Source organism: Alteromonas pelagimontana (genome assembly GCF_002499975.2).
GTDB lineage: Bacteria > Pseudomonadota > Gammaproteobacteria > Enterobacterales > Alteromonadaceae > Alteromonas > Alteromonas pelagimontana.
Genome location: NZ_CP052766.1, coordinates 2,340,704 through 2,364,279 on the forward strand (window position 1 = coordinate 2,340,704; position 23,576 = coordinate 2,364,279).

The window sequence follows — 23,576 nt, forward strand, 5'->3', positions numbered from 1 at the left end:
GTCAAACCAGTCACTCTCTGATGCCGGAATCAATGACTTAGCATTTTTTTTAAAACTGTTACTGTAAAAACCCAAAAAAGGGTCCTACAGATATAAATAAGGTAATACGAAAGAGATAACGCCCCTTAAATTGATAAGCAATTGGTGTGATAGGGCTTTTATTGGCTAATGAACAGAATGGATTTTTATCCATTTTGAGTGAGATAGGTAAGTGAAAACACCACATTGTGTTAAGCAGGCGACCGACTGGAACACGGCCAAGCGAAGCGTGGGAAAATAAGAATGGGTTGAAACCAATAAACCGCCCCCAAACCCAATTTTTTTGAGGGGGGACTACCTCAGGATGAAAAGCATGACACGTTGGACAACCACGCGTATTGATAACCACAGCCTCGCCCGTTTTATCGGTCCCCATCCCTATGTGGTGCTGTCGTGTCACGCTGCTATTCCCGCGCCTCATTTATTTCTATTTTTACGCCTGATGCGTGAGCTCAATACACTCGGCGCAGACGATTGTGAATTTCACGTCTTTTACATTGATGTTGATGAGAGAACCGGCATTCCTACACCACAGGTGGAAATTATAGGCGATGCCGAGAGATCGTTTGAGACTGTGGCTGATAGGTATGAAAGGCTTTATCAACTGACAATAAAACAAAAGCCAAGCTTAAAGCTTGGCTTTTAGAACAGAAATCAACGACTGTAAGCCATTCTGGCTATATCACTACGTTCTTTCATCTCTCTTCGCAGTTTATCAGCAGTTTTGTTTAGTTCAGGGGTGATCCAACCTCGGCTCTGGTATACCTTCAGTTTCGCCGCTCGAGTAATCCTCTCTCGCTCTTTGGGATCTAGTGCTTTTAATTGTTCTGCACTGAGAACAGACATAGTTGTCATAACCGCACTCCTTCTGTTGTGCCTTCAGCATAGCAGAGTTTAAAATTATTTGCTATTCAGGCTGAATGTATAACCGTTTACGAATTAAAACTAGGTAGGGTTCAATAATGTTTAGAAAATCAGATACTTTCTCTCCGTTAAACAACAACCCATCTTGATCACGATAAATATTTACAACCCACTTAACGCGTTCCTGTTTAAAAGCTGATGTCAGAGGGATACTTAATAAAGAATGTGCAATCCCAGTGCTTTCCGTTAAATAGTATTGTCTAAGGTTTCTTTCAACGCTACCTGACCAATTTAGTGTATTTTCACGTTTGGAGTAGTGATGATAAATATCTCCGATATCCTTCAGGTATGAGTAGCTTCTTTCAGCTACTGCAATTGGCGCTCCTAACAAGTTTTGATGTTTAGGTTTCTCTTGATTTCTGACCAAAGTGAATGGGAAAGCAATTGGCTTTCTATCTGCATCAGGTATTGGCTCCGGAGTATCTGTAGCCGTTGTTAATTCGTTATCTTCTAAAATGACAATACCACTATAATCAGAAAAAGGCCCTCCGCTAAATTTCGACGCTTTTTGATGCCACCCTTCAGCATCTTCTGCTTTCATTTCGTCGTAATAAAATACTTTCATGATGTTGGCACGATACACAATTTTGTGACTGCGACGATTTCGGGCATCCCATTTATTGACTAGATCAATGAGTGTGACAAGCAAAAAACGCAAATCTTCCTTTCCGTTTTCTTTCTTTTCGAAAAATGCGGCATTGGTCGTTGAGTATGCTTGTAGAAGCTTGTTTTTCACTAATTCTCTAGATTCCGGCGTTTCTTCATTGACCTGAGGAATATCAATGTCTATGTCTTCCAATTTCCCTGAAGGCGGTAGGGTTTCATTGTGAACATCTATATCTTGCTCATCAAGCCATGAACATACTTCGAGAAGCATACTTTCCGTCATTGCCATCTGCGCTTCAAATATCTCTAACTGATTCGAAGCCTGATCGTAATTGCGAGCAAAGTATTCCAAGAAATCAGCAGGTGGAGAGGTAATAATTGATTTGAGAGTATTTTCATCTTTAGCTTCAATAGCGCTGGAACGCGCACTGAAAAGGGAAAGCAAAACTAAGAATATTACTATTGCTAACCAGAAATACCAATTTGGCGAACGCTCCCACGAGATGGGGGTAATATCTCTGATTTCACTAGAGAAAACTGATACGTATCCACCGTAAGCCAGTGCTGCTGCCCATAACAAAACATTACATGGGGAGCTAACGATAAAGCGCTGCCATAAGGAATTAGGGCTGTAATTACGATTATAAAAACTCATCCATGAATATCCGGGGTTTTATGGCAGGAATGCCAGTTCTAATTATCTAGTTATTGATACTACCACATACTAAATTTGGTGTGTGCTCGTAAGGGAGAATACATCAACTGATGTGTGGGTTCCTTAGAACCCACATGGTTAATTTTATTGTTGAGGTGTTTGTGAAGTATTTAGCGATTCTTCAAGTTGTTCTACCTGGGCTGATAATGTAGAAATTTGCTCTCCTAGTTCTGCCAGTTTTTGGCGGCTATCTAACTCATGAGCTTTTAAATTTTTCTGTTGAGTTTCGATACCGGTTGATACCGTGTCTTGCTGTGTATCATTCTCACTTTTTTGCAATACACCATCAATCACAATCCACCATAGAAAGATTACCGCGACTAATTGCAATAGAAAGTCAAGTAGACTCCACCCCCCTGTAAGCTCGGGATTAACTGAGCGCTTTAATGCTGCTGTGGAGATAGCGATAATCGCGGACCCTATGAAAAGGTATGTGAAATTTTCTGACATCAACTTCAAAGGCTCATCCGCAAGCCAAAATACTAAACCTAAAAACACTCCAGCAAAGCCTGCCGAATCGAGCACAGCACTTTTAACGAGCTGCATAAATTTGTATACACCGTACCAAGAAGACTTAGGAATGGTGGGGTTTTGAGAAGTCATACTGCATCCTTTTATTACTCTAATAAAAACAGGTGGTTATTCTTATTTTTTCAATCCAGATGTCAAGGTAAAGCGGTAATAATTCTTTACTCAAATTTCAGTATCAACATCCTAAACAGATACAAAGTTGCAGTATCCAAGAAAGTAATGACGAACAGGTACTAAGTAGGTCGTTAGTGGCAATTTTTTCACGACAATACGGTTGTAAACCTATTAAACATAATCCCTTCTTATGCGCCATTAGGCCCAAAATCGCGGTTGACGGTTTTTTTCCCCTGAACGCGCCATTTATCGCACTTTTCGCAAATCCCCACCGACCACCCTCTGGCGCTGCCCCAAAAAACGCAATGGATGCCTCAGCGCTGGGATGGCGCATTCGTGATAAGCTCCAAGTCTAAGGGGGAGCACACTCGCTTAAACCGTGAAGCGCTCCTTACCCCAGCGGGCCTATGCCAAACGATAATGGAGCTTGAGTAGCATGACAATCCCGGGAGCCCAGGCGCGGCTGGCGCAAATCGTCGAAGCGCTGGCGCGATTGGAAGAACAAAAAACGGCGTTGCTTAATGAACGTAGTGCGCTTTTGCAACAAAGCATAGCGCATCAAGCACAGTACTTCAGTCAGTCTGAGACGCCCGAGGCCAAGGTCGACCTGTTTAAGCAATACTTTCGCGGACGCGAAGATGTTTACCCATTCCGCTGGGAGTCTAAGCAAGGGAAAGCCGGATACAGCCCTTCCTGTGCCAATGAATGGCAAGCTGGGATCTGCAACAAACCCAAAACGGCATGTTCAGAATGTGCCCACCAAGCCTTCCATCGCTTTGATGACCGTGCCATTAATGCCCATCTTCGAGGGCAACGCACGATTGGGATCTACCCGTTAACGGCGCAAAATGAATGTTACCTGTTAGCGTTTGACTTCGATAAAACGGACTGGTTTGCGGCAATATCTGCACTGCGAAACGTGTGTGAGTCACTGTCTATTGGCTACTTAGTTGAGCGTTCCCGCAGTGGACAAGGCGGTCATTTGTGGCTCTTTTTTGAAAAAGCGATAGAGGCAAAATCCGCACGCCAATTGGGCACAGCGCTGCTCAATCTGACCATGGACACATATCCGGCTCTTAACTTTGACTGCTTTGACCGCATGTTTCCCAACCAAGACGCCTTACCCAGCGGCGGGATGGGGAACCTCATTGCATTACCGTTACAAAAACAGCCTCGCTTGTCGGGGAATGCCTGCTTTATTGATGCTGACGGAGGCGTTGTCGAAGATCAATGGCAAGCACTGGCGGCGACGAGCAAGCTATCACCTGACACTATACGGCAACTACTCGAGCGTCTCGCCGATTATGTAGACGTGGAACCGCAAGTCGCCGAGTTAAAACCCTGGGAAAAATCGACGACCCTTAATACGCCCAAAATTGACGACTGCCCCGCGACAATCGACATCGTTGTGGCTGACAAGCTGTATATTGCTATTGCGGTTTTACCCAACAAACTGGTCGCAACGTTAAAGAAGTTAGCGGTGTTTGCCAATCCTGAATTTTTTAAACGCCAGGCGATGCGATTTTCAACGATTGGCGTACCTCGCTATCTGTGTGCGGCGCACATTGATTCGGGCTATCTGCACCTGCCCAGAGGACTAAAAGGACAAGTTGAAGCGTTACTGGAACAACAGGCTTGTACTATCCGATATCAGAATAAACGCTATGCTGGTCAGCGACTCCCGGCCCTGCGTTTTGAGGGCACGCTTCGCAGCCAGCAAGCGAAAGCGCTAAAAGCCTTACTGGAGAATGAACATGGACTGGTCATTGCGAATACGGGGTTTGGTAAGACCGTTGTTGCACTGGCATTAATCGCCAAACGCGCAGTCAATACATTGGTATTAGTGCACAATAAGGCGCTGGCGGAACAATGGATTGAGCGATGCAAGATATTCCTCAAAGACGCTGAGATGGGCTCCCTCTTAGGCGGAAAGAATAAATTAAACGGACGAATAGACGTCGCGACGTATCAAAGCCTGATCAGTAGAAATGGCATTGATATTCATGACAAAGTAGATAGCTACGGGCAAATTATTGTCGATGAATGCCATCACATTCCGGCCTCAAACTATGAAACGTTGTTAAAGAACGTCGCGCCTCAATTCCTGGTTGGTTTTACCGCGACGCCCAAAAGACAAGATGGGTTGGAAAAGCTAATGTATTTTCAACTTGGGGCGGTGTTATTTGAGTCTAAACCAGAGTCGGTAAAATTCAGTCAAACGGCCTATGGCTGTGATACCCAAATCGCCTTTCCTCCGTCTTGGGTGGATGGTTCGGAGCCGGTAAAAATCACCCAGATGTATCAATACCTGCAAGACAATGCGTCTCAAAATCAGCTCATCACGTGCAGCATTGCCCAGGCAATAGAAGCCAAGCATCAATGTCTGGTGCTCAGTGAACGTAAAGAACATATTGCAATACTCAGCGAGCAATTAAATACACAAGGTATCAATACTATTGAGCTGCATGGTGGCGTGAGTACTAAGATCCGTAAACAGCGGATTGAACAGATTCAGAAGGGATTACCTGAAAGGACGGTCATCATTGCGACGGGTAAATATGTGGGGGAAGGCTTTGACTTGCCTTATCTGGATACCTTGTTTTTGACCCTCCCAATTTCATGGAAAGGGATTGTGGCCCAGTACGCTGGCCGTATTCAGCGTCACTACCCGAATAAAACAGAAGTAACGGTGCACGATTATATTGATGATTTTCCCATGCTACAGAGAATGTGGAAAAAGCGTGCTAATGGATATAAGGCCGTTGGGTATAGTGTCAAAAGGATCGGTAGCGGCAAAACTGACAAGCTTCTTTGACCCAGAATGCTAATCCATGTTTATCTAACTGGCTGCATAATTCGAAGTGTACTCCGTGGTATTTTTAATTCTTTTCTCGTTGATACCTACGATACATTAACCCTAATCATGAGTCGTTAATCGGCTCGCCAAGATAGCTAGCGCTGCTTGTTGATTGAGATACTGTGACGGCAAGTCCACCGAGCGGGCAATGAAACCGGTAGGCACATGCAGGACTTCTACCCCGACATGGGTGGCAGCCAAGCGGGTGATCGACGATGGGATGACCGTAAAGACCAAATTAGCGGAAAATGACGACATCGGTATGTTCTTACTATCGCATGCGCTCGACCGTCAGGCCGTGCGTTTGGGCAAAGGCAAGAACTTTGCTTTCGGTCGCGACCACATCATGCTGATAGCGACAGCAGAAAGCGATCCAATGTTGTTCGGATTTGAAGACAGCTCGCACATCATTCAAGCCATGATCAATGCCATATTGGGTGGTATCGATGGGCACAGCCTCATGGGCGTGAAAGTGTTCCCGCGCAAATTGGGTCAGCAGATCGCGAGGCTCCGTGTCTGCATCCACCTTCCATACATAATTGCAATATACAGTCATGGTGTCTCCTTTATGCTTGGTATAGGGAAATGTCGCTGAGCCGGATACGCTGCACGGTCACGTGTGCCGCACGCCAATTTGCCAGCTCGCTGTCCAATAACACCCGTTGCAATGAGCGCACGCAGCCCTCTTTGAGTGGATGCAGTATTGAGATCTCTCCATTTGAGGCGGTCCAATGATAGCTACCTTCTTCCGTGTGGATAGGTACAGCACCTTGTCTTGCGCAGTGAACGCTCATCGAATTGTCATTGAAGAGCGTGACGAGACAAACCTGGGTAGCGGCGTTGTCAGCGGTTAGTGTGTAAAGTAGCCAGCCATCGGGGTAAGTGAGCATGTCATGCTATCGTGTCAGTGGTATCTCTCTTTACGCTAGTATAAGGTAAGGGTTAGATCAATAGTCTCTTATAAACAATGAGTTAGTATCACTTTGATACTAACTCCCGTGCGAATCGTTGTTAGTAGCTATGTGCTTGTAATTACGCTAGAACTTAACAAGGATTCAGATAACCGGCTGGTCGATACGCCAATTTTAGGGCGATGACTGACGCATAATAAAAGGAGAGAGAAAGTGGAACCACAAGAGCATGATGATGAAGCATTCGCACTTTTGGCATTTATTGCGATAGGTGAGCAAACTCTCGCAGAAAATTCTCAAACGTTTGAAGATGTAGAAGCCTTTTTGCTAGATCTTTAAACGACTATGCTTAAGATGTAGGCACATCAGTGGGCCTCTTAACAGTCTTCGTTTTAATTTGATATTTATAGAAATCGAATGGGTTTTATTCAGAGGTCTATAAGACTACTTTGTCTTCGTTTTAGTTAAGCCGGTTCAAATTGTGCAGTGACAATACAGTATTCACACTAAAATTTTTGTAAGCTAATTTAATCAACGCAAGACAAAGCGGTGTCTAAAAACGAAAGCTGGAAGAGTTAACAGATTACAAGCGGGTACTAAAGCTAAACTATGGTTTAGGCAAAGGGTGGGCACCCTAACCCATAGTTACGGTTACCCAAGGTTTGTTGACGGCGAGCCGAATTAGTCTTTCGACTCTTTTTTCAGAATCAGGGGATGATTCTCTCAGCACGCAACCGATCGAATAGATCGAAGAAGGCGCCGCGTGTTTCGCGAAAGTGATTGAAACCAAAATCGCGAGACTTAGTGGCGTCATTAACGCACTCTTGCTCGCGGCCCAAATCAGCATCGGTGTGCCACCAAGAAACTAATTGATTGATGTCGGGCTCCACCAGATCGTATTTATTAGCAATTTCGCGCCAGATCGATTCCGCATCGGACATTTTATGCTCAAGCGGCTGCGGCGTTTCAGGGCAGTCTGGTACCTCAAGACCGAAGTATTCACCGATCTCGCGCCACATGCGACGCCAACGAAATACATCTCCGTTCACCGTGTTGAAAGCTTGGTTGGCCGCGCCTGGTGTGGTTGCCGCCCATTCCATCTGTCTTGCCAATACCAACGCATCGGTCATATCGGTGAGTGCATTCCACTGAGTCTGCGAACCGGGGAACACGAAGGGTTGACTGTTTTCCTTGCAAATCGATGCGTAAGCGGCAAGTGTGGTACCCATGTTCATGGCGTTACCGCGTGCATAGCCGATTACAGTGTGCGGACGGTGGACGTTCCAGGTGAAACCGCCACGCTCGGCTGCCTCTAACAAAACGTCTTCCAGTGCGTAGTAGAAATTATCCCCTGGCACGCGTGGCTCAGATTCACGGAACGGGGTATCAATGCGTCCGCTACCGTAGGCTTCAAAAGACCCCAGATATTGCTTGGTACCAGTTACTAATGCCGCATGTTCTACGTTATTGCTATCGAGCCCGTCGAATAAATTACGCATCATCGCACTGTTAGCCTCAACGTTGGCTTTCTCGTTATCCCGCCGAACCCAAGTGCAATAGAAAACGTGAGTAATCGGTAGCCCTGACAATGCCTTCGCAGTCGCGGGTTTATCTAACAAGTCAGCAGCGATGGGGATCACGCTGTCTTGTTCGGTAGCACGACGAGAGAGACCGTAGACGGTCCAGCCGCTAGCAACCAGATAAGAAGCTAAATTGCCGCCGGTAATACCGGTGGCGCCGACAACGAGGGCGGTACCTTCACGCATGGTCGATCCATTTTTTGGAAGTTTGAGAAAACTCAGCGCTAAGCATGAATACATGAAGGCAGTCTAGTTGATAGAAATCTACCCCACAACCTCCCTTTCTGCATTTCCTTGAAGTTAGCACTTTCTCACTTGGTCTTCTTACATATATTCACGTATGTATGTATAATCATGATAAAGGTTCGGTTGTATTACCGTATTGTGCATTGGAGGGAGAGGATAAATGAGCCGACGGTTTTTAGCATTCGGTTTGGTTGGAGCTCTAAGTGTTTTTGGACTGGTCACACCTACTTCAGTGTATGCTGATGAGTGGCACATAACGAGTTCCTATTCGACCGACCAGTTACGTGGTGCGCGTGTTGGATATCGTTGGACTGATATTTCTGTGTCAATTTTGCAAGATTGGAAATGGCTCGGCAGTCCAAAACTTCATCTTGAAGGCGCTTTGAATAACTGGCAGAACTCGAATGATCACTCAGACAATATTTTCGCATTCACTATAAGCCCTGTTCTGGCGTGGCAGTTAAGTGATGGACCCAGACCGCTTTATTTAGAGGCGGGAATCGGCGGCAGTTATTTGGATGCAACTCGTTTGAGTAACCGCCGCTTGTCAACCAGATTCCAGTTTGAGGATCGTATTGGGGTGAGTTGGCAATATCTGGCACACTCGGATGCACGTATAATGTTGTCCTATGTGCATTATTCCAATGCAGATATTAACCGGCCAAATGATGGTCTAGATTTTTTCGGTTTGACGTGGAGTAATACCTTTTAACACGCCCTACAACTCGGCGCATGAGGTTGTGGCGCTGGTGCGCAAGCAGGAGCGACAACAGCAGTAGCAGCAAGATGCCAAGGGTCGCTTGGCTGATATGGAAGGCACGGTTATTACAACTGGAAGAAGCTTTAGCCGGTGTTGATGCTGTTAAAGACGTACCAACATTCGTGATGCAATCTCACGCTTTCTTGTTACTGCGCTGCTTTTCTCGCTTTGTAGAATACATTAAAGCGTCTGCCTCTTTTAGCAGTTCACTAACATTGTTGTGCGCACCCGCATTAAATCCAATGACACCAACGAAAAATTCAATTTTGTTGTTATAAACATTTTTCTGGTTTATGGAAGATACTTTGCTCATCAGTCTCTTAATTACTTCTTCAGCGATTGACTTTGATGTGTTTAAAAAAAGCACTACGAACTTATCACCGCCTAAACGAGCCACGACGTCTGAATCACACAAGGATTCCTTCATTGCTTGAGCGAAGGTAACCAGTACCCGATCTCATTCCGCATGCCCAAAGGTGTCATTAATAGCCTTAAACTTGTCTAAGTCTATTAATGCAAGAGAAGCAGGCAAATCATTCCTTCTACACAATTCGAGACTGTGGTGCGCTATTGTTATAAACCCGCGGCGATTCGCTATACCTGCCAGCTCATCCTGCGTTGCTAAAGCACGGGTTGCGAGCTGATCGTTTACAAGTGAAGCTAAATCCTTCAGCAGTTCCGTGTCTCCACTGCTAAAATTCTTGGGGCGGGAATCAATAACAGTAGCCTGTAGACATACACATCCGACTACTCAGGATACTGGTGTTAATTTGTGCAGTAATCTGTTTTACTCTTTCTACGCTAAACTATCGTTACTCTAAAGCCATGAATCGTCGTCATTTTCTTCAAGCTAGTCTAGTCGGTGCTGCCGCTCTGTTACCTTTCTCAGGATTTTCTCTTACCCAGCAAAAAGAGTTCAAAATGGGTTTGCAGCTTTATACGGTGCGAGACGATATGGCCAGCGATCCTATAGCCACTCTTAAAGCCGTAAAAGCGATGGGATACGAGGACTTTGAAGTTTATGGGTTTAATGAAGAAAAAGGCACGTTCTACGGCTATAAACCTTCAGAGTTTAAAGCAATATTAGACGACCTGGGCCTCACTGTCTCCAGCGGGCACTATGGTTTCGCGCCTTATTTAGATAAGCCAGTAGACGAGCTAAAACGGTTTGTTGATAAGTGTATAGCTGGCGCTCAAGCAATAAATTCTGCCTACATTACCTGGCCCGTCATTGCGCCAGAACAAAGAACGCTGGACAACCTTAAGCGTATGACGGGGCTGCTCAACGCCATTGGTGAGCAAGTAAACGCTGCCGGTTTAGGGTTTGCCTACCATAATCAAAGCTTTGCATTTGAAAAATATAATGGCAAAAGTGGGTATGACATCATTATTAATGAAACGGATCCGGAACTCGTGAAACTGCAAATGGATATGTACTGGGTGATGCGTGCTGCAGAAAAAACGCCTAAGCAACTTGTTGATGAGCAGCCAGGCCGCTATGTCATGTGGCATTTAAAGGACATGGACAAAATTTCTCAGGACTATACTGAAATGGGTAACGGCTCCATTGATTATGCGGATATATTGCCCAGTCCTGTTAAATCAGGATTGGAATATTATTATCTGGAGCAGGGCGGTAACTTTGCGCAGAGTCCACTGCAAAGCGTGGCGACAAGTGCTGAATATTTTAAACGGCACCTGCAGAAATATTTGTAAAACAGCCAGAGCAGGCTCATTAACTTCAACAACTATGTTTGCCTGCGCTTAGCAGCAACTGCAATAATGAAATGATCTTCTGACGTTAAAAACATAATACAGGTGTTAATTATTTTATGCTAGCGGTAGCATAACTTGCGGTAGGGTAAATTTACGACTCAGTTACCGATAAAGCTATCTATATGAAAAAGCTGTTTATTATTCTACTGTTGTTCCCATTATGTTGTTCCGCAGCAGTGGCCAACGATCTTCGGCTGTGGTACCAGCAACCCGCAGCAGACTGGAATGAAGCTTTACCTATTGGTAACGGCAGAATTGGCGCGATGGTTTCTGGTGGTGTTGCGCAGGCGCGTTATCAGCTAAACGAGGAGACACTGTGGGCCGGTGAGCCCGGGAATAATAACGTGCCGGAATTTCGCCAGGCACTGCCAAAAATACGTAAAAAACTGTACGACGGCAAGTATACTGAAGCGCAAGCCATTGCTGATAAAATCATTCCTCGCACTGCCAAAGAAAATAATAACTATGGAATGCCTTATCAGACGCTGGGGGAACTTGTTCTCACTTTTGATCACGGAACAAAGGCCAGTCAATATCATCGCGAGCTGGATATTACCAGGGCACTAGCGACCACAAGTTACACCATTAATGAAGTTGACTATAAACGGCAAGTTTTTACCGACTTTAATAATGATGTCATGGTGCTGCACCTGACAGCCAGCCGCAAGGGAGCGCTCAACTTCGATATCAGAATGACGTCGCCTCATAAGGGGAGTCAGAGCGTTATCAACGATACAACCTTAGTGTTGTCCGGGCGCAGTAGCGACTTCGACAATAAAACCGGCAACGTTCGTTTTGCCACCATAGTTAAAGCTGAAACTCAGGGAGGTTCTGTCACCGGCACTGCGAATTCGTTGGCTGTTCGCGACGCTACAGAGGTGACGTTGCTTGTTTCTTCGGCAACAAATTTTGTCAATTTTAAAGACATCAGCGGCGATGCTTATCAAAACGCGCTAGCTAAAATAACGAAAATGCCAGCGAATGCAATTTCTGAGCAGTTGACAGAGCACAGCAAGGCTTATCAACGGTATTTTAATACGGTATCGCTTGATTTAGGGTCTGACACGGCAGATCCTCGCCCTACTGATGTTCGCCTTAGGAATTTCGATGGCAGCGATACAGATTTTGTCTCTTTGTATTTTCAGTACGGGCGCTACCTGCTGATATCGTCTTCGCAGCCAGGAGGGCAGCCAGCGAATTTACAAGGGATATGGAACGATAAACTCCTGCCTCCCTGGGACAGTAAATACACTCTGAATATCAACACTGAGATGAATTATTGGCCGGCTAACGTCACTAACTTGCAACCTATGTCTGAGCCACTTTTCACCATGATAGAAGAACTGGTGGAAAACGGGCAGGTAACGGCAAAACAGATGTACGGTGCTGACGGGTGGGTCACCCACCATAATACGGATTTATGGCGAATGACAGGGCCTATTGACGGCGCTTTTTACGGGTTGTGGCCCATGGGCGGTGCCTGGCTGTCTCAGCATCTGTGGCAGCATTACCTATACACCGGCGATAAAGCATTTCTTCGTCGTTACTTTCCTGTACTGGAAGGCTTGGTCTCGTTTTATCTCGATACCCTGCAGTCGATTCCCGGCACTAACTATATGGCAATGGCACCGTCAATGTCGCCAGAAAATCGCCACCCTGAAGGGGCTTCCATGGCAATTGGTACAACCATGGATAATCAATTAGTGTTTGATGTATTCTCTAATTATATTCAAAGTGCAGAAATTCTAGCCATCAATGCTAAACAGCTGAATGTTGCTCGCGAGACGCTTTCCCGTCTGCCGCCAATGCAAACCGGAAAATGGGGGCAACTGCAGGAGTGGTTGAAAGACTGGGATCGCGAGGATGATCATCACCGCCATGTTTCGCATCTGTATGGGCTTTATCCCAGCAACCAGATTTCGCCACTTCGTCACCCGAAGCTTGCCACTGCTGCCCGGACTTCATTGCTGGCAAGAGGTGATAAATCTACGGGTTGGTCGATGGGCTGGAAAGTGAATTTATGGGCGCGACTGCTGGATGGAGAACGCGCAGCTACCCTCATTCAGGAGCAGCTTTCACCAGCAGGCTCTGAAACTGAAGGGCAACAGGGCGGCACCTATTTGAATTTGCTCGACGCGCATCCCCCGTTACAGATAGACGGGAATTTTGGCTGCACAGCTGGCATTGCTGAAATGCTAATTCAAAGCCATGACGGCGAGGTATTTTTGTTGCCATCGCTGCCTGCTAAGTGGGATAAGGGAAAAGTGAAGGGATTGCTGGCTCGTGGCGGCTTTCATCTTGATAATCTTGAATGGGAAGAAGGGAAAGTTAAAACAGCGTCGATTACTTCTACATTAGGCGGTAACCTGCGAGTGCGTAGCGCGGTGCCACTGCAACTGGCGTCCGGCGAAGCGCTTGCTGTGGCAGCGGGAAGTAATTCAAACAGACTGTTGACGCCTGCCAGCATAAAGTCGGTAAGATACGGCACAGACATAGATAGTGATGGGTTTGATACCGTTCGGCAGTTTCCAGTTTACGATGTACCAACGAAGGCGCGCGAGACAGTGACATTGGTTGCCATTCCCTCAGCAAAGACGGCTGTTAAATGAAATTTATTTCCTTTAAGGCGGATTAGTACAGCTTTGATACTTCTGCCAAAGTTAGATAGGCTAACCTTAGCAGCACCAAAAAAAGGGGGGAGTTGTGCGACAAGTTTTTCAGCAGCAATTATTTTCTGCCCTTATCTCTCTACAATCGCAGCTACAGCAAGGCTTATCAGAATATTCGTTGCTTCAAATTTTGCAAAGCCCGCCGTACTCGCTGATCGACAAGAACGCGCTCCGTGACAGCCTTTCCTTATTCCGCTGTCACTTTGTGCTTTTTAATGCACTTTACCAACTGCGATGCCAGTGGTTAAAGGAGAAGCACGGTGTACTTTCTATTCACGCTACACAAATAAAGTTGGCGCCGTATCAAGCGATGCCAGAAGGGCTCACAACAGAAGATCCTTTACAGTCTTATTATCTGGACTGGCAAAATTTTACTGACACCAGCAAACAGGATGTCGACGGGCTTATTGATGGGTTCTGGCGCCAGATGGCAGGAGAAAAAGGCCTTCATGTGGGAGGTGCGGAGCAAAAGAACGCTGAGCAAGAGAAACAAGCGCGCCAGGTTTTGCTGATTGCAGAAGCCACGACGTTATCTCTACCACTAATAAAACGACAGTATAAGAAGCTTCTGCATCAGCTTCATCCTGACAAGGGAGGTAACGAAGATGAGGCAAAAATGCTGATATGGGCGTATCAGCTTTTGCGAGCGCAAATAGACGTTTTTTAACTTTCGGCTCGCGACCTCACTTATTGCCTATATAATTAGGTTGAGATGGCAGCGGTCTTTTAGCGTGTATTGCAAGGTCGATCTACTCGCAGGCCACTAAAAAAGAAATTCATTAGCCGGGGAGCTTCCGTGGTGATATCGAATTCCCGAGGGTTGTCAAGGTATTCAACTACAATCCCTCGCATGTAACAATTCATTGCTAAAGTAAAAAGCTTGGGGTCAGCATCTTCGGGTAAAGTTCCCTTTTTGATGGCTAAATCGAAATAGCGAGAGAACGCTTCTAATTTCTCCAGTTTTTTCTGATTATAGTTCGCTTTGCATTGTTCAAAATCACCAGTATAGTCACATTTGAGCAAAAATAAGGTAAGGGCTTTTTTAACCTGCTCATCCTGATCCAGTTCTAGCAAAATATTTGTACACAATTCTTGCAACTGACCGATAGGATTGGGGTGTTCAGCTTCCAGCCCTTCCAAGATCCGTTGAATAAATGGACTATGTAGTCGTTCATGAAGAGCGTCAAATATCTCAATTTTATTTTTAAAGTGCCAGTAAACAGCGCCGCGGGTGACGTTTGCTGCTTTGGCTATTTCTTCCAACGATGATTTGGCGACTCCGCGCTCTGTGAAGACATCAACGGCAGCATCCAAAATTGCTTGTTTGGTCTGTTCGGCTTCTTCTTTCGTACGGCGCATGAAACATTTCCTAACTTAGATTGACAACATACATACAAGAACGTATCTTTAAAAGGTAGCCGTTTGTGACAAGTTTGTCCAGCGCATATTTTGATTCTCTTGGAAGACGATATTTTATGAAAAAAGCGCTTTTAATCTTTGCAACCGCTTTAGCACTGTCTGTTGTCGGTGGTTGTTCTGAACAAAATGAGCAGACACAAGCGTCCGCTCCTCAGGGCGGGCAACAGCCTCCAGCTCAGGCTGTGTCTGTGGTAGCACTGCAACCACAAGCTGTGAAAAATACTGTAACTCTTCCCGGACGAGTGAGTGCGCTACGTCAGTCCCAGGTGCGCCCTCAGGTAAATGGCGTAATCACGAAACGCCTTTTCGAAGAAGGCGCTACGGTTGAGAAAGGACAGCAACTTTATCAAATTGATGATGCTCGCTATAAAGCGGAGCTGGCCAGTGCAAAAGCAGATCTGGAAAGTGCTCAGGCAAATCTGAAAACAATGGAAGCTCGCTCGACGCGTTATAAAGACCTACTAGCGAAAAACTCAGTGAGTGCGCAGGAATATGATGATGCGTTAGCACAATCTCAGCAGGCGCAAGCGTCTATTGCGGTCGCAGAGGCTTCTTTGCAGCTGGCTCAAGTAAATCTGGATTACACTAAAGTTTATGCACCAATCAGCGGGCAGATTAGCCGTTCAATGGTGACCGTGGGTACACTGGTAACTGCAAATCAGGAGCAGCAATTAGCAACTATCACCCAATTAGATCCTATTTACGTTGATATGCAGCAATCTGGTAAAAGCATTTTACAAGTTCGGCGAGCGATGCAAGCGCAAAAGTCTCTTCCTGTGGAACTCAGCTTTGATGAAAGTACAGGCCAAACCTATGAACACCAAGGAGAGCTAAAATTCTCTGAGGTCACTGTGGATGAAACTACTGGCGCAGTAACGCTACGTGCTGTTTTTCCAAATGAAGATTCTCTATTGATGCCGGGCATGTTTGTAAAAGCCGCAGTAACACTTTCAACTGATGAACAACTGTTGGTGCCGCAACGAGCAACAACTCGTCAACCTGATGGCTCTTTAGTCGTTTTTATTGTCAATGGCGATAATAAGGTAGAAGCCAGAACGTTGCAGACTGACGGCGCCTTTAAAGACCAATATATAGTAACTGGTGGTCTTCAACAGGGTGATCGTGTAATTGTCACCGGATATCAAAAAGTGCAACCAGGCGCACAGGTTAATCCTTCTCCCTGGAAGAAAGATTAACCACCCGATTATCATTTAGCAGGAACGAATTTTTATGGCACGCTTTTTTATCGATCGTCCTGTATTTGCCTGGGTGCTCGCTATCATTACCATGATGGCCGGTATTCTTGCAATACAGTCTCTTCCTATTGAGCAATATCCGAAAGTTGCGCCTCCGTCGGTTAGCATTAGCGCTGACTACCCTGGAGCTTCTGCAGAAGCCGTTGAAAACTCGGTAACCCAGGTTATTGAGCAAAGTTTATCGGGTATTGACAACCTACGTTATTTTTCATCCAGTAGTGAAAACAACCGGATGTCTATCAACCTGACATTTGAACCGGGCACTGACCCGGATATAGCCCAAGTACAAACGCAGAATAAGGTGCAGGGCGCCATATCTCTGTTACCCAATCCTGTACAGCAACAGGGCGTTACCGTTACTAAATCCAATGATACTTTTGCGGTGGTTATTGGTTTTTATTCTAAAAGCGGCTCCATGACTCAATTTGATCTCAGCGATCTGCTGGTTTCAGATTTTCAGGATCCTATTTCACGAGTAAGTGGTGTAGGAAATGTGCGCGTATTCGGGGCTCAGAAATCAATGCGTATATGGCTGGACCCCGATAAATTGTACAGTTTTAATATGACGCCGGTCGATGTTCAAACCGCTGTACAGATACAAAATACGGAGATTTCGGCAGGTCAGTTGGGCGGTATGCCAGCAATTGAAGGGCAGCAAATTAACGCGACTATAACCGCGCAGTCTTTACTTCAGACTCCAGAAGACTTCGAGAATATTGTACTGCGTGTGAATACTGACGGTTCACAGGTGCGCTTGAAAGATGTGGCGCGAGTGGAGCTCGGTTCTGAGAACTACAACTATATTGCTCGTTATAAACGGCAGCCTGCCTCTGGTATGGCGGTTAGCTTGGCAACGGGTGCCAACGCACTTGATACCATTGAAAGAGTTAAAGCTCGCGTTCAGGAGCTAGGGGTTAATCTCCCAGAGGACGTGGAAATTGTTTATCCGGTAGATTCGTCGCCGTTTATCAAGCTTTCAATTACGTCTGTAGTACAAACTCTGATTGAAGCCATTGTACTGGTATTCTTTGTAATGTTGCTGTTTCTACAGAACTGGCGTGCCACGCTCATTCCTACTATTGCCGTTCCAGTAGTGTTGCTTGGGACCTTCGCTGTACTTTACGCTTTTGGCTACAGTATTAACGTACTTACCATGTTTGCGATGGTACTCGCTATCGGCTTGCTGGTGGACGATGCCATAGTTGTGGTAGAGAACGTTGAGCGGATCATGGAAGAAGAAGGCTTATCCCCTAAAGAAGCAACCAAAAAGTCCATGACGCAGATTACCGGAGCATTAGTGGGGATAGCGGCGGTGCTATCAACCGTGTTTATTCCCATGGCGTTCTTCAGTGGTTCTGCGGGGTCAATATATCGTCAGTTTTCTATTACTATTGTGTCAGCAATGGCATTCTCGGTTTTGGTTGCTATTATTCTTTCCCCTACGCTCTGCGTAGCGTTGCTGCGTAGCAAGGACGTAGAGAAGAAGAAAGAAACAGGGTTCTTTGGCTGGTTTAACCGTACCTTTAATAAAGGCCGTGATCGCTATGAAAGGGCCACTACGCACATGTCGCACCGGATTAAGCGTTATCTGGTAGTGTATGGCGTATTAGTGGTAGGAATGGCGCTAATTTTCACCCGTCTTCCCGGCGCTTTTCTGCCCAATGAAGATCAGGGTAACGTCATGGTTTTGGTTAACGCACCTGCTGGAGCAACTGCACAGCGGACGCTGGAATCGGTGAAAACAGTTGAAGATTTCTTTCTGGAAGCTAACGGCGAAGCGGTAAAAGATGTCTTTACCATTGTTGGTTTTAGCTTTGCGGGTATGGCGCAAAACGCAGCAATGGGTTTTGTGCACTTAGTTGACTGGGAAGAGCGAAACGAATCGCAAAGCGCTTTCTCCATTATTAACCGTGGGTACGGTGCGCTTTCACAGATTGAAGATGCATCAGCATTTCCTATCTTGCCGCCGCCGATCCGTGAGCTGGGTAACGCTACAGGTTTCGATTTACAGCTGGTGGACTTAAGTGGAGCAGGTCATCAGGCGCTGATGAACGCGCGCAATCAGCTTTTAGGTATGGCTGCGCAAAATCCTAAGCTTACCGGCGTGCGTCCGAATGGGTTAAGCGACGTACCAGAGTTTAAAATTAATATTGATAACGAAAAGGCGTCAGCCCTAGGACTCTCTCTCAGCGACATTAATAATACGTTAAGTATCGCGTGGGGGTCGAGTTACGTAAATGACTTTATTGATGATGGACGTATCAAGCGAGTTTATATGCAGGCTGAGGCGGCTTACCGGATGAATTCGGAAGATCTCGATAAGTGGTTTGTTCGTAACAATGAAGGTGAAATGGTGGCGTTCTCTGCTTTCTCTACCGTGGAATGGAATTATGGTTCACCAAAATTGGAACGTTTTAATGGTGTTTCTTCAGTTAATGTTCAAGGTAGTCCGGCACCAGGCGTATCTACCGGTGAGGCAATGGCCGAGATGCAGGCGCTGGTTTCCCAACTGCCTGGTAACTTTGGTTTAGAATGGACAGGTCTGTCATTTGAAGAGCAGCAAACCGGATCGCAGGCGCCGATGCTATATGCTATCTCGATTCTGGTGGTATTCCTGTGTTTGGCAGCACTGTATGAGAGCTGGTCAGTACCGTTTGCCGTTATGCTTGTAGTGCCATTAGGTATTTTGGGCTCTGTGGTTGCTGCGTTCCTGTTTAGCTTACCGAACGATGTTTACCTACAAGTAGCGTTTCTAACTACTGTGGGCTTGGCGGCGAAAAATGCTATTTTGATAGTAGAGTTTGCGAAGGAACAGTATGAGCAAGGGATGGACTTAATGGAAGCCGTGTCATCTGCTGCCAGCCAGCGTTTCCGGCCAATTTTGATGACATCAATGGCATTTATTCTTGGTGTCACCCCGCTTGCACTTGCTAGTGGTGCAGGTTCTGAAAGCCAAAACGCAATTGGTATTGCGGTAATGGGGGGGATGCTTGCTGCCACCTTCCTGGCAATTTTCTTCGTGCCGATGTTTTATGTCATGGTCGAGAGATTTTTACATAAAGACAAAAAAACTGACGAATGATGTTAGATTGTTCTTAAAGTAAACAAAACAGGCAGCCAAGGCTGCCTGTTTTGTTTTTCGTTAAATTTGCTTTGATAAAAATTTTAAACTGTTTGATTCACCGCTGAGTTGAGTGCTTTTTATCCGCCGGTGTTATGTCGATAGATGTTCATGTCGTTGTCGCTAGCTGCTTGCTTAGCCGGCTGTTGTGCGAGGTCATAGTTAACGGCGCGATCAAAACAGGTTTATTTCAGAACAAAATACGGTAGCGAAGATCAACACGCCCTATATATTTATGCTTTAAGGAGCACTTTCCCCACGATGCGTACCGACACCTACGCCAATGGCCTTCTAGTTATTGTTACAGTATTTGCCGCATTGGGCTGGCTATTTTCCGTGCATGTACTTTCAGCGCTTTCGCCGTTACTGTTTCTTACCATTCGTTTTCTTTCTGCTGCCTGTATTGTCGGCGCGGCAAACCCGCGGCAGGTGCTTACATTGCCGCGACGCTGGCAATGGCGAGCTTTGGTTACAGGAGCTTTGCTAGGCGTACAAACGGCAGTTTGGGTGATGGCTATTACGCAAGCCGAAGGTATCGGTGTGGGAGCATTTTTAATGAGTCTCAGCTTTATTCTTATTCCTTTAACGGGTTTGCTGTTTGGATACCGCGCCAAACGCTTAACGTGGCTGGCGTTGCTTATTGCTTTACCTGGATTAGGGCTCCTGGCTTTCCGACACGGATTTGCCGTTCAGCAATCCGATATTCTCTTTCTTGTTTCGGCTATTCTTTACGCGCTTTACTTCAATATCAATGGCAAATTATGCGCGACCATTCCGCCAGTTGCTCAAACCTGTTATCAGCTTTTTGCTGCCAGCGTCGTATTTACAGCCGGTTTCCTGCTATTTGAAACTGGCTATTCACAATCGCTTCAGTCTGTTTGGCTATGGTTGTTACTCAGTATTCTGGTGGCGACCTGTTTGCGCTTTTTTCTTATGTTGAAGGCTCAGACGATGGCGCCAGAAGGCCAGGGTGCAGTGGTAATGACACTTGAGCCAGTGTGGGTGGCATTATTAGGAGGCGCATTTCTGGGTGAGCAATTCGACCGTGCCTCTGTAGCGGGTATGATCCTCATTTTTCTCGCGCTGGTGGTGAATGCCTTCGGCAGCTATCGGCAGCGAAGAAAGCTGCTGCAAGCAAACGACTAATACTAATCTCCATTGATGTGGATTATAAGACTAACCGCTTATACACACGCGTCGCTTCTGCCCTTAACTTTCGGTAAGAATATGGCATGATGTAGATATTCAATCTGCGGAGTGTGTCATGTCTTTCGCCTTGCCACCAAAGCCCGAGTGGCATAAGTTGATTAAGTCAGGGAGTCGCGTTTTCGTTGGTGGCAATGCCTCGGTTCCCTATGCCCTTGTTCAGGATCTAATTGATCACAGCGAGGGTTTCAGTGATATCGAATTAGTGCATATGCTTGCTCTTGGCGATACGCGCTGGGCCAAAGAAGAGTATCGACGACTGTTTAAGGTAAACACTTTTTTCATTGGCGGGCCGGAAGTTCGCCGAGCTGTAGATGAAGGCCGCGCCGACTATACACCGTGTTTTTTATCTGAAATCTCAAGTTTATTTACTGACGGGACGCTGCAGCTGGATGCAGTGCTGGTGAATGTAAGTCCGCCAGATGAGTTCGGCTATTGCTCGTTAGGCGCTTCAGTTGACATTTGTATGTCTGCAGTACGTCACGCCACAACCATTATTGCTCAAATTAATCACGAGGTACCACGCACCGCTGGTCATTCTTATGTCCACATAAGCGAATTCACGGCCTGTATTGAGGCTGATGAGCCATTGGTAGAAGTGCCCACTCCGCCTATAGATTCTCGCGCAGAACGCATTGGCCAATATGTTGCCATGCTTGTAGAAGACGGCAGTACCCTGCAGTTTGGCATTGGTAAAATTCCCAGTGCGACATTAAAGTATCTCTGTAATCATAAAGACTTAGGCATCCACAGCGAAATGCTTACCGATAGTCTGATTGACTTGATTGACTGCGGTGCGGTCAACAATCGCAAAAAGACTTTTCATCCGGGTAAAGTGGTGACCAGTTTCGCAATTGGAACCCGCAAACTATATGACTACATCAATAACAATCCGCATATTGAATTCTACGCCAGCAGCTACGTGAACAAGGCTACCAATATTGCCAAGAACGAAAAGATGGTGGCTATAAACAGCGCGCTGGAAGTTGATCTCACCGGGCAGGTAGTGGCGGATTCGCTTGGCTATGATTTTTACAGTGGTATTGGCGGCCAGGTCGATTTTGTTACAGGTGCGTCGATAAGCAAAGGGGGTAAACCGATTATCGCGTTGCCTTCAACCGCGCGTAACGAGTCGGTTTCACGTATACGGCCCTTTATTACCGAAGGCGCGGGCGTGGTGACATCACGCGGGAACGTACATTACGTAGTGACGGAATATGGTATTGCCTCTTTAAAAGGAAAAAGCATTCGGGAGCGCGCCATGGAGCTGATCCGCGTGGCGCATCCAAAATTCCGCGCGCAATTGCTAGAGGAAGTAAGAAAGCATTACTGGGTTCCGCACTATCAGGAAAAATTTCCCACTGACATTCCTGAGCTCGGCGCTATTCAGTTACAAAAGCTCGTTATCCAGAATGAAACGTATTATTTAAGGCCGCTTAATCCGGCAGACGAAAGGCGGCTGCAAGAGTTCTTTTATTCTCACACCAAAGAAACGCTGCGTTTGCGTTACAATTATGATCCTAAACAGATGTCTCGTGAGAAATCATGTAACCTGGTAAGTGTTGACCAGAGTTCCGACGCGGCCTTATGTATTGTGCGCCAGGAAGGTTCCCGCATTACCATTCATGCCGTAGGTAGATTTTATTACAATCCGACAGATAATTCCTGCGAAGCTGCCTTTGTTACTCGGGAAAACCAGCAAGGCAAAGGCATGGCGAAACGTTTGCTCAGTCATCTTATTGATATTGCTAAAAAGCGAAAAATTGCCCGTATGATGGCCTACGTGAGGGCGGATAATACGCCAATGATTTCCATTTTCGAACAAGCGAATTTTTCCCGATTGTTTTCAACAGACCCTTCTGATGTGGAGTTAGTACTGAATTTGGAGGAAAACCCGTGACTGTGCGTATTTTTCGGGGCAAAGACTGTGTTCATCACGAGGCAGGTGAGGAACATCCGGAAAGGCCTGACCGGCTCTACGCCATTGACGATCAACTTCTCGCATCCGGTTTAGAAATGGTGTGCGAACACGCCGATGCCACGCCGGTAAAACGGGAGTGGCTGACATTAGCGCACGACCCTGAATACCTCGAAAAAGTGTTTAATACTGCGCCAAAAGCGGGAACAGTATGGCTTGACCCGGATACCGCTATGATGCCCGCTACGTTAAGTGCAGCCCGTTATGCTGCGGGCGCGGGTTGCGATGCAGTAGATTGGGTTATGGCAGGGCAGAACCGCCAGGCCTTCTGCATGGTGAGGCCGCCCGGCCATCACGCTGAATATGCCGCGGCCATGGGATTTTGTGTATTTAATAATATTGCTGTTGCTGCCCGTTATGCGCTTGAACATCTAAACCTGGACAGGGTCGCGATTGTTGACTTTGACGTCCATCACGGCAACGGCACCGAACATATTGTGCGTGGCGATAATCGCATCCGGCTGTTTTCCTCTTTTCAGCACCCGTTTTATCCTCACAGCGGCACGCCTGCCTCTGCTGACAATATTGTGAACGTACCGCTTGAGGCTGGAACTGACGGTGAAGTATTTCGCGAGAAAGTACAGCACTGGTTTGCGCTTCTCGCCGAGTTCCAGCCTCAGGTAATTTTGATATCCGCAGGTTTCGATGCTCACGCCGAGGACCCACTGGCGCAGCTTCGTTTGCGCGAAGACGATTTTAAATGGATAAGTTATGAGCTTAGAAAGCTGGCGGATACTTATTGTCAGGGGCGAATCGTGAGTATGCTTGAAGGGGGCTATAATTTAAGCGCGCTGGGCCGTAGCGTAGTGGCCCATCTAAAAGGCATGCAGGGCGATGAACAGGAAACCGGGGGAGCGTAAGCTCCCGT

Annotated in this window: 20 protein-coding genes and 1 pseudogene; 13 read left to right on the plus strand and 8 right to left on the minus strand. The window is 46.4% G+C overall.

The annotated features are described in order from the left end of the window. Positions 1 to 352 precede the first annotated feature (352 nt). A complete protein-coding gene (locus CA267_RS10390) occupies positions 353 to 685 on the plus strand; it encodes a hypothetical protein (protein WP_075607546.1) in 333 nt (110 codons plus the stop codon). 8 nt (positions 686 to 693) lie between these two features. Here CA267_RS10390 and CA267_RS10395 read toward each other — a convergent pair whose 3' ends face one another. The 3 genes from CA267_RS10395 to CA267_RS10405 all read right to left on the minus strand — a co-directional run bounded on the left by CA267_RS10395 (position 694) and on the right by CA267_RS10405 (position 2,887). Beyond that, positions 694 to 894 carry a hypothetical protein gene (locus CA267_RS10395; RefSeq protein ID WP_075607545.1) on the minus strand — a complete coding sequence of 67 codons (201 nt, stop codon included), beginning with the start codon at positions 892 to 894 and terminating at the stop codon, positions 694 to 696. A 52-nt stretch (positions 895 to 946) separates the two neighbouring features. Continuing rightward, the gene (locus CA267_RS10400; protein ID WP_075607544.1) at positions 947 to 2,224 is read right to left on the minus strand and encodes a hypothetical protein; all 1,278 of its coding nucleotides are present in this window, start codon (positions 2,222 to 2,224) and stop codon (positions 947 to 949) included. Between the two features lie 144 nt (positions 2,225 to 2,368). Beyond that, on the minus strand, positions 2,369 to 2,887 hold the full coding sequence (locus CA267_RS10405; protein WP_075607543.1) for a hypothetical protein: 519 nt from the start codon (positions 2,885 to 2,887) through the stop codon (positions 2,369 to 2,371). A 478-nt stretch (positions 2,888 to 3,365) separates the two neighbouring features. Here CA267_RS10405 and CA267_RS10410 point away from each other — a divergent pair, with 478 nt between their 5' ends. Further along, positions 3,366 to 5,744: a TOTE conflict system archaeo-eukaryotic primase domain-containing protein gene (locus CA267_RS10410; protein WP_075607542.1), complete on the plus strand. Its 2,379-nt coding sequence runs from the start codon at positions 3,366 to 3,368 to the stop codon at positions 5,742 to 5,744. 102 nt (positions 5,745 to 5,846) lie between these two features. Here the strand turns inward: CA267_RS10410 and CA267_RS10415 are convergent, their stop codons facing one another. Continuing rightward, positions 5,847 to 6,044, minus strand: coding sequence for a peptide chain release factor-like protein (locus tag CA267_RS10415; RefSeq protein WP_139316210.1), 198 nt, complete (start codon positions 6,042 to 6,044; stop codon positions 5,847 to 5,849). A gap of 13 nt (positions 6,045 to 6,057) precedes the next feature. Next, on the minus strand, positions 6,058 to 6,342 hold the full coding sequence (locus CA267_RS10420; protein WP_139316209.1) for a hypothetical protein: 285 nt from the start codon (positions 6,340 to 6,342) through the stop codon (positions 6,058 to 6,060). 175 nt (positions 6,343 to 6,517) lie between these two features. On the opposite strand from CA267_RS10420, the gene CA267_RS19140 reads away from it, so the two are divergent. Further along, entirely contained in the window at positions 6,518 to 6,640 is a 123-nt protein-coding gene (locus CA267_RS19140; protein WP_269748468.1) for a hypothetical protein, read from the plus strand. Between the two features lie 270 nt (positions 6,641 to 6,910). Beyond that, positions 6,911 to 7,036 carry a hypothetical protein gene (locus CA267_RS19145; protein ID WP_269748469.1) on the plus strand — a complete coding sequence of 42 codons (126 nt, stop codon included), beginning with the start codon at positions 6,911 to 6,913 and terminating at the stop codon, positions 7,034 to 7,036. 368 nt (positions 7,037 to 7,404) lie between these two features. Here CA267_RS19145 and CA267_RS10425 read toward each other — a convergent pair whose 3' ends face one another. Next, positions 7,405 to 8,463: an SDR family oxidoreductase gene (locus tag CA267_RS10425; protein ID WP_075607540.1), complete on the minus strand. Its 1,059-nt coding sequence runs from the start codon at positions 8,461 to 8,463 to the stop codon at positions 7,405 to 7,407. Between the two features lie 220 nt (positions 8,464 to 8,683). Between CA267_RS10425 and CA267_RS10430 the strand changes: the two genes are divergently transcribed. Then, positions 8,684 to 9,235, plus strand: a complete 552-nt coding sequence (locus tag CA267_RS10430; protein ID WP_075607539.1) for an acyloxyacyl hydrolase — start codon at positions 8,684 to 8,686, stop codon at positions 9,233 to 9,235. Positions 9,236 to 9,416: 181 nt separating this feature from the next. On the opposite strand, the pseudogene CA267_RS19055 reads toward CA267_RS10430, so the two are convergent. Then, positions 9,417 to 10,001: pseudogene (locus CA267_RS19055) on the minus strand (GGDEF domain-containing protein). 44 nt (positions 10,002 to 10,045) lie between these two features. On the opposite strand from CA267_RS19055, the gene CA267_RS10445 reads away from it, so the two are divergent. The 3 genes from CA267_RS10445 to CA267_RS10455 all read left to right on the plus strand — a co-directional run bounded on the left by CA267_RS10445 (position 10,046) and on the right by CA267_RS10455 (position 14,395). Next, entirely contained in the window at positions 10,046 to 10,999 is a 954-nt protein-coding gene (locus CA267_RS10445) for a sugar phosphate isomerase/epimerase family protein (RefSeq protein ID WP_217358028.1), read from the plus strand. Between the two features lie 182 nt (positions 11,000 to 11,181). Then, positions 11,182 to 13,668 (plus strand): glycoside hydrolase family 95 protein, encoded by a 2,487-nt coding sequence (locus tag CA267_RS10450; protein WP_075607537.1) that lies wholly within the window; start codon positions 11,182 to 11,184, stop codon positions 13,666 to 13,668. Between the two features lie 94 nt (positions 13,669 to 13,762). Continuing rightward, positions 13,763 to 14,395, plus strand: a complete 633-nt coding sequence (locus tag CA267_RS10455) for a DNA-J related domain-containing protein (protein WP_075607536.1) — start codon at positions 13,763 to 13,765, stop codon at positions 14,393 to 14,395. Between the two features lie 59 nt (positions 14,396 to 14,454). On the opposite strand, the gene CA267_RS10460 is transcribed toward CA267_RS10455, so the two are convergent. Continuing rightward, entirely contained in the window at positions 14,455 to 15,087 is a 633-nt protein-coding gene (locus CA267_RS10460) for a TetR family transcriptional regulator (RefSeq protein ID WP_075607535.1), read from the minus strand. Between the two features lie 116 nt (positions 15,088 to 15,203). Between CA267_RS10460 and CA267_RS10465 the strand changes: the two genes are divergently transcribed. From CA267_RS10465 to CA267_RS10485, 5 genes are all read left to right on the plus strand, one after another. Continuing rightward, a complete protein-coding gene (locus CA267_RS10465; protein ID WP_075609901.1) occupies positions 15,204 to 16,343 on the plus strand; it encodes an efflux RND transporter periplasmic adaptor subunit in 1,140 nt (379 codons plus the stop codon). A 34-nt stretch (positions 16,344 to 16,377) separates the two neighbouring features. Beyond that, positions 16,378 to 19,485 (plus strand): efflux RND transporter permease subunit, encoded by a 3,108-nt coding sequence (locus CA267_RS10470; protein ID WP_075607534.1) that lies wholly within the window; start codon positions 16,378 to 16,380, stop codon positions 19,483 to 19,485. A 300-nt stretch (positions 19,486 to 19,785) separates the two neighbouring features. Next, on the plus strand, positions 19,786 to 20,670 hold the full coding sequence (locus tag CA267_RS10475) for a DMT family transporter (RefSeq protein WP_075607533.1): 885 nt from the start codon (positions 19,786 to 19,788) through the stop codon (positions 20,668 to 20,670). Positions 20,671 to 20,788: 118 nt separating this feature from the next. Continuing rightward, on the plus strand, positions 20,789 to 22,630 hold the full coding sequence (locus tag CA267_RS10480) for a bifunctional acetyl-CoA hydrolase/transferase family protein/GNAT family N-acetyltransferase (RefSeq protein WP_075607532.1): 1,842 nt from the start codon (positions 20,789 to 20,791) through the stop codon (positions 22,628 to 22,630). Continuing rightward, positions 22,627 to 23,568, plus strand: a complete 942-nt coding sequence (locus CA267_RS10485) for a histone deacetylase family protein (protein ID WP_075607531.1) — start codon at positions 22,627 to 22,629, stop codon at positions 23,566 to 23,568. The genes CA267_RS10480 and CA267_RS10485 overlap by 4 nt, the downstream gene beginning before the upstream one ends. Positions 23,569 to 23,576: the final 8 nt, after the last annotated feature.

Bases quoted from the DNA above. Each gene is read 5' to 3' on its own strand.
- CA267_RS10390 (WP_075607546.1), top strand. From the start codon at position 353: ATGACACGTTGGACAACCACGCGTATTGATAACCACAGCCTCGCCCGT.
- CA267_RS10395 (WP_075607545.1), bottom strand. From the start codon at position 894: ATGACAACTATGTCTGTTCTCAGTGCAGAACAATTAAAAGCACTAGAT.
- CA267_RS10400 (WP_075607544.1), bottom strand. From the start codon at position 2,224: ATGAGTTTTTATAATCGTAATTACAGCCCTAATTCCTTATGGCAGCGC.
- CA267_RS10405 (WP_075607543.1), bottom strand. From the start codon at position 2,887: ATGACTTCTCAAAACCCCACCATTCCTAAGTCTTCTTGGTACGGTGTA.
- CA267_RS10410 (WP_075607542.1), top strand. From the start codon at position 3,366: ATGACAATCCCGGGAGCCCAGGCGCGGCTGGCGCAAATCGTCGAAGCG.
- CA267_RS10415 (WP_139316210.1), bottom strand. From the start codon at position 6,044: ATGTCGTCATTTTCCGCTAATTTGGTCTTTACGGTCATCCCATCGTCG.
- CA267_RS10420 (WP_139316209.1), bottom strand. From the start codon at position 6,342: ATGACTGTATATTGCAATTATGTATGGAAGGTGGATGCAGACACGGAG.
- CA267_RS19140 (WP_269748468.1), top strand. From the start codon at position 6,518: ATGATAGCTACCTTCTTCCGTGTGGATAGGTACAGCACCTTGTCTTGC.
- CA267_RS10425 (WP_075607540.1), bottom strand. From the start codon at position 8,463: ATGCGTGAAGGTACCGCCCTCGTTGTCGGCGCCACCGGTATTACCGGC.
- CA267_RS10430 (WP_075607539.1), top strand. From the start codon at position 8,684: ATGAGCCGACGGTTTTTAGCATTCGGTTTGGTTGGAGCTCTAAGTGTT.
- CA267_RS10450 (WP_075607537.1), top strand. From the start codon at position 11,182: ATGAAAAAGCTGTTTATTATTCTACTGTTGTTCCCATTATGTTGTTCC.
- CA267_RS10460 (WP_075607535.1), bottom strand. From the start codon at position 15,087: ATGCGCCGTACGAAAGAAGAAGCCGAACAGACCAAACAAGCAATTTTG.
- CA267_RS10465 (WP_075609901.1), top strand. From the start codon at position 15,204: ATGAAAAAAGCGCTTTTAATCTTTGCAACCGCTTTAGCACTGTCTGTT.
- CA267_RS10470 (WP_075607534.1), top strand. From the start codon at position 16,378: ATGGCACGCTTTTTTATCGATCGTCCTGTATTTGCCTGGGTGCTCGCT.
- CA267_RS10475 (WP_075607533.1), top strand. From the start codon at position 19,786: ATGCGTACCGACACCTACGCCAATGGCCTTCTAGTTATTGTTACAGTA.
- CA267_RS10480 (WP_075607532.1), top strand. From the start codon at position 20,789: ATGTCTTTCGCCTTGCCACCAAAGCCCGAGTGGCATAAGTTGATTAAG.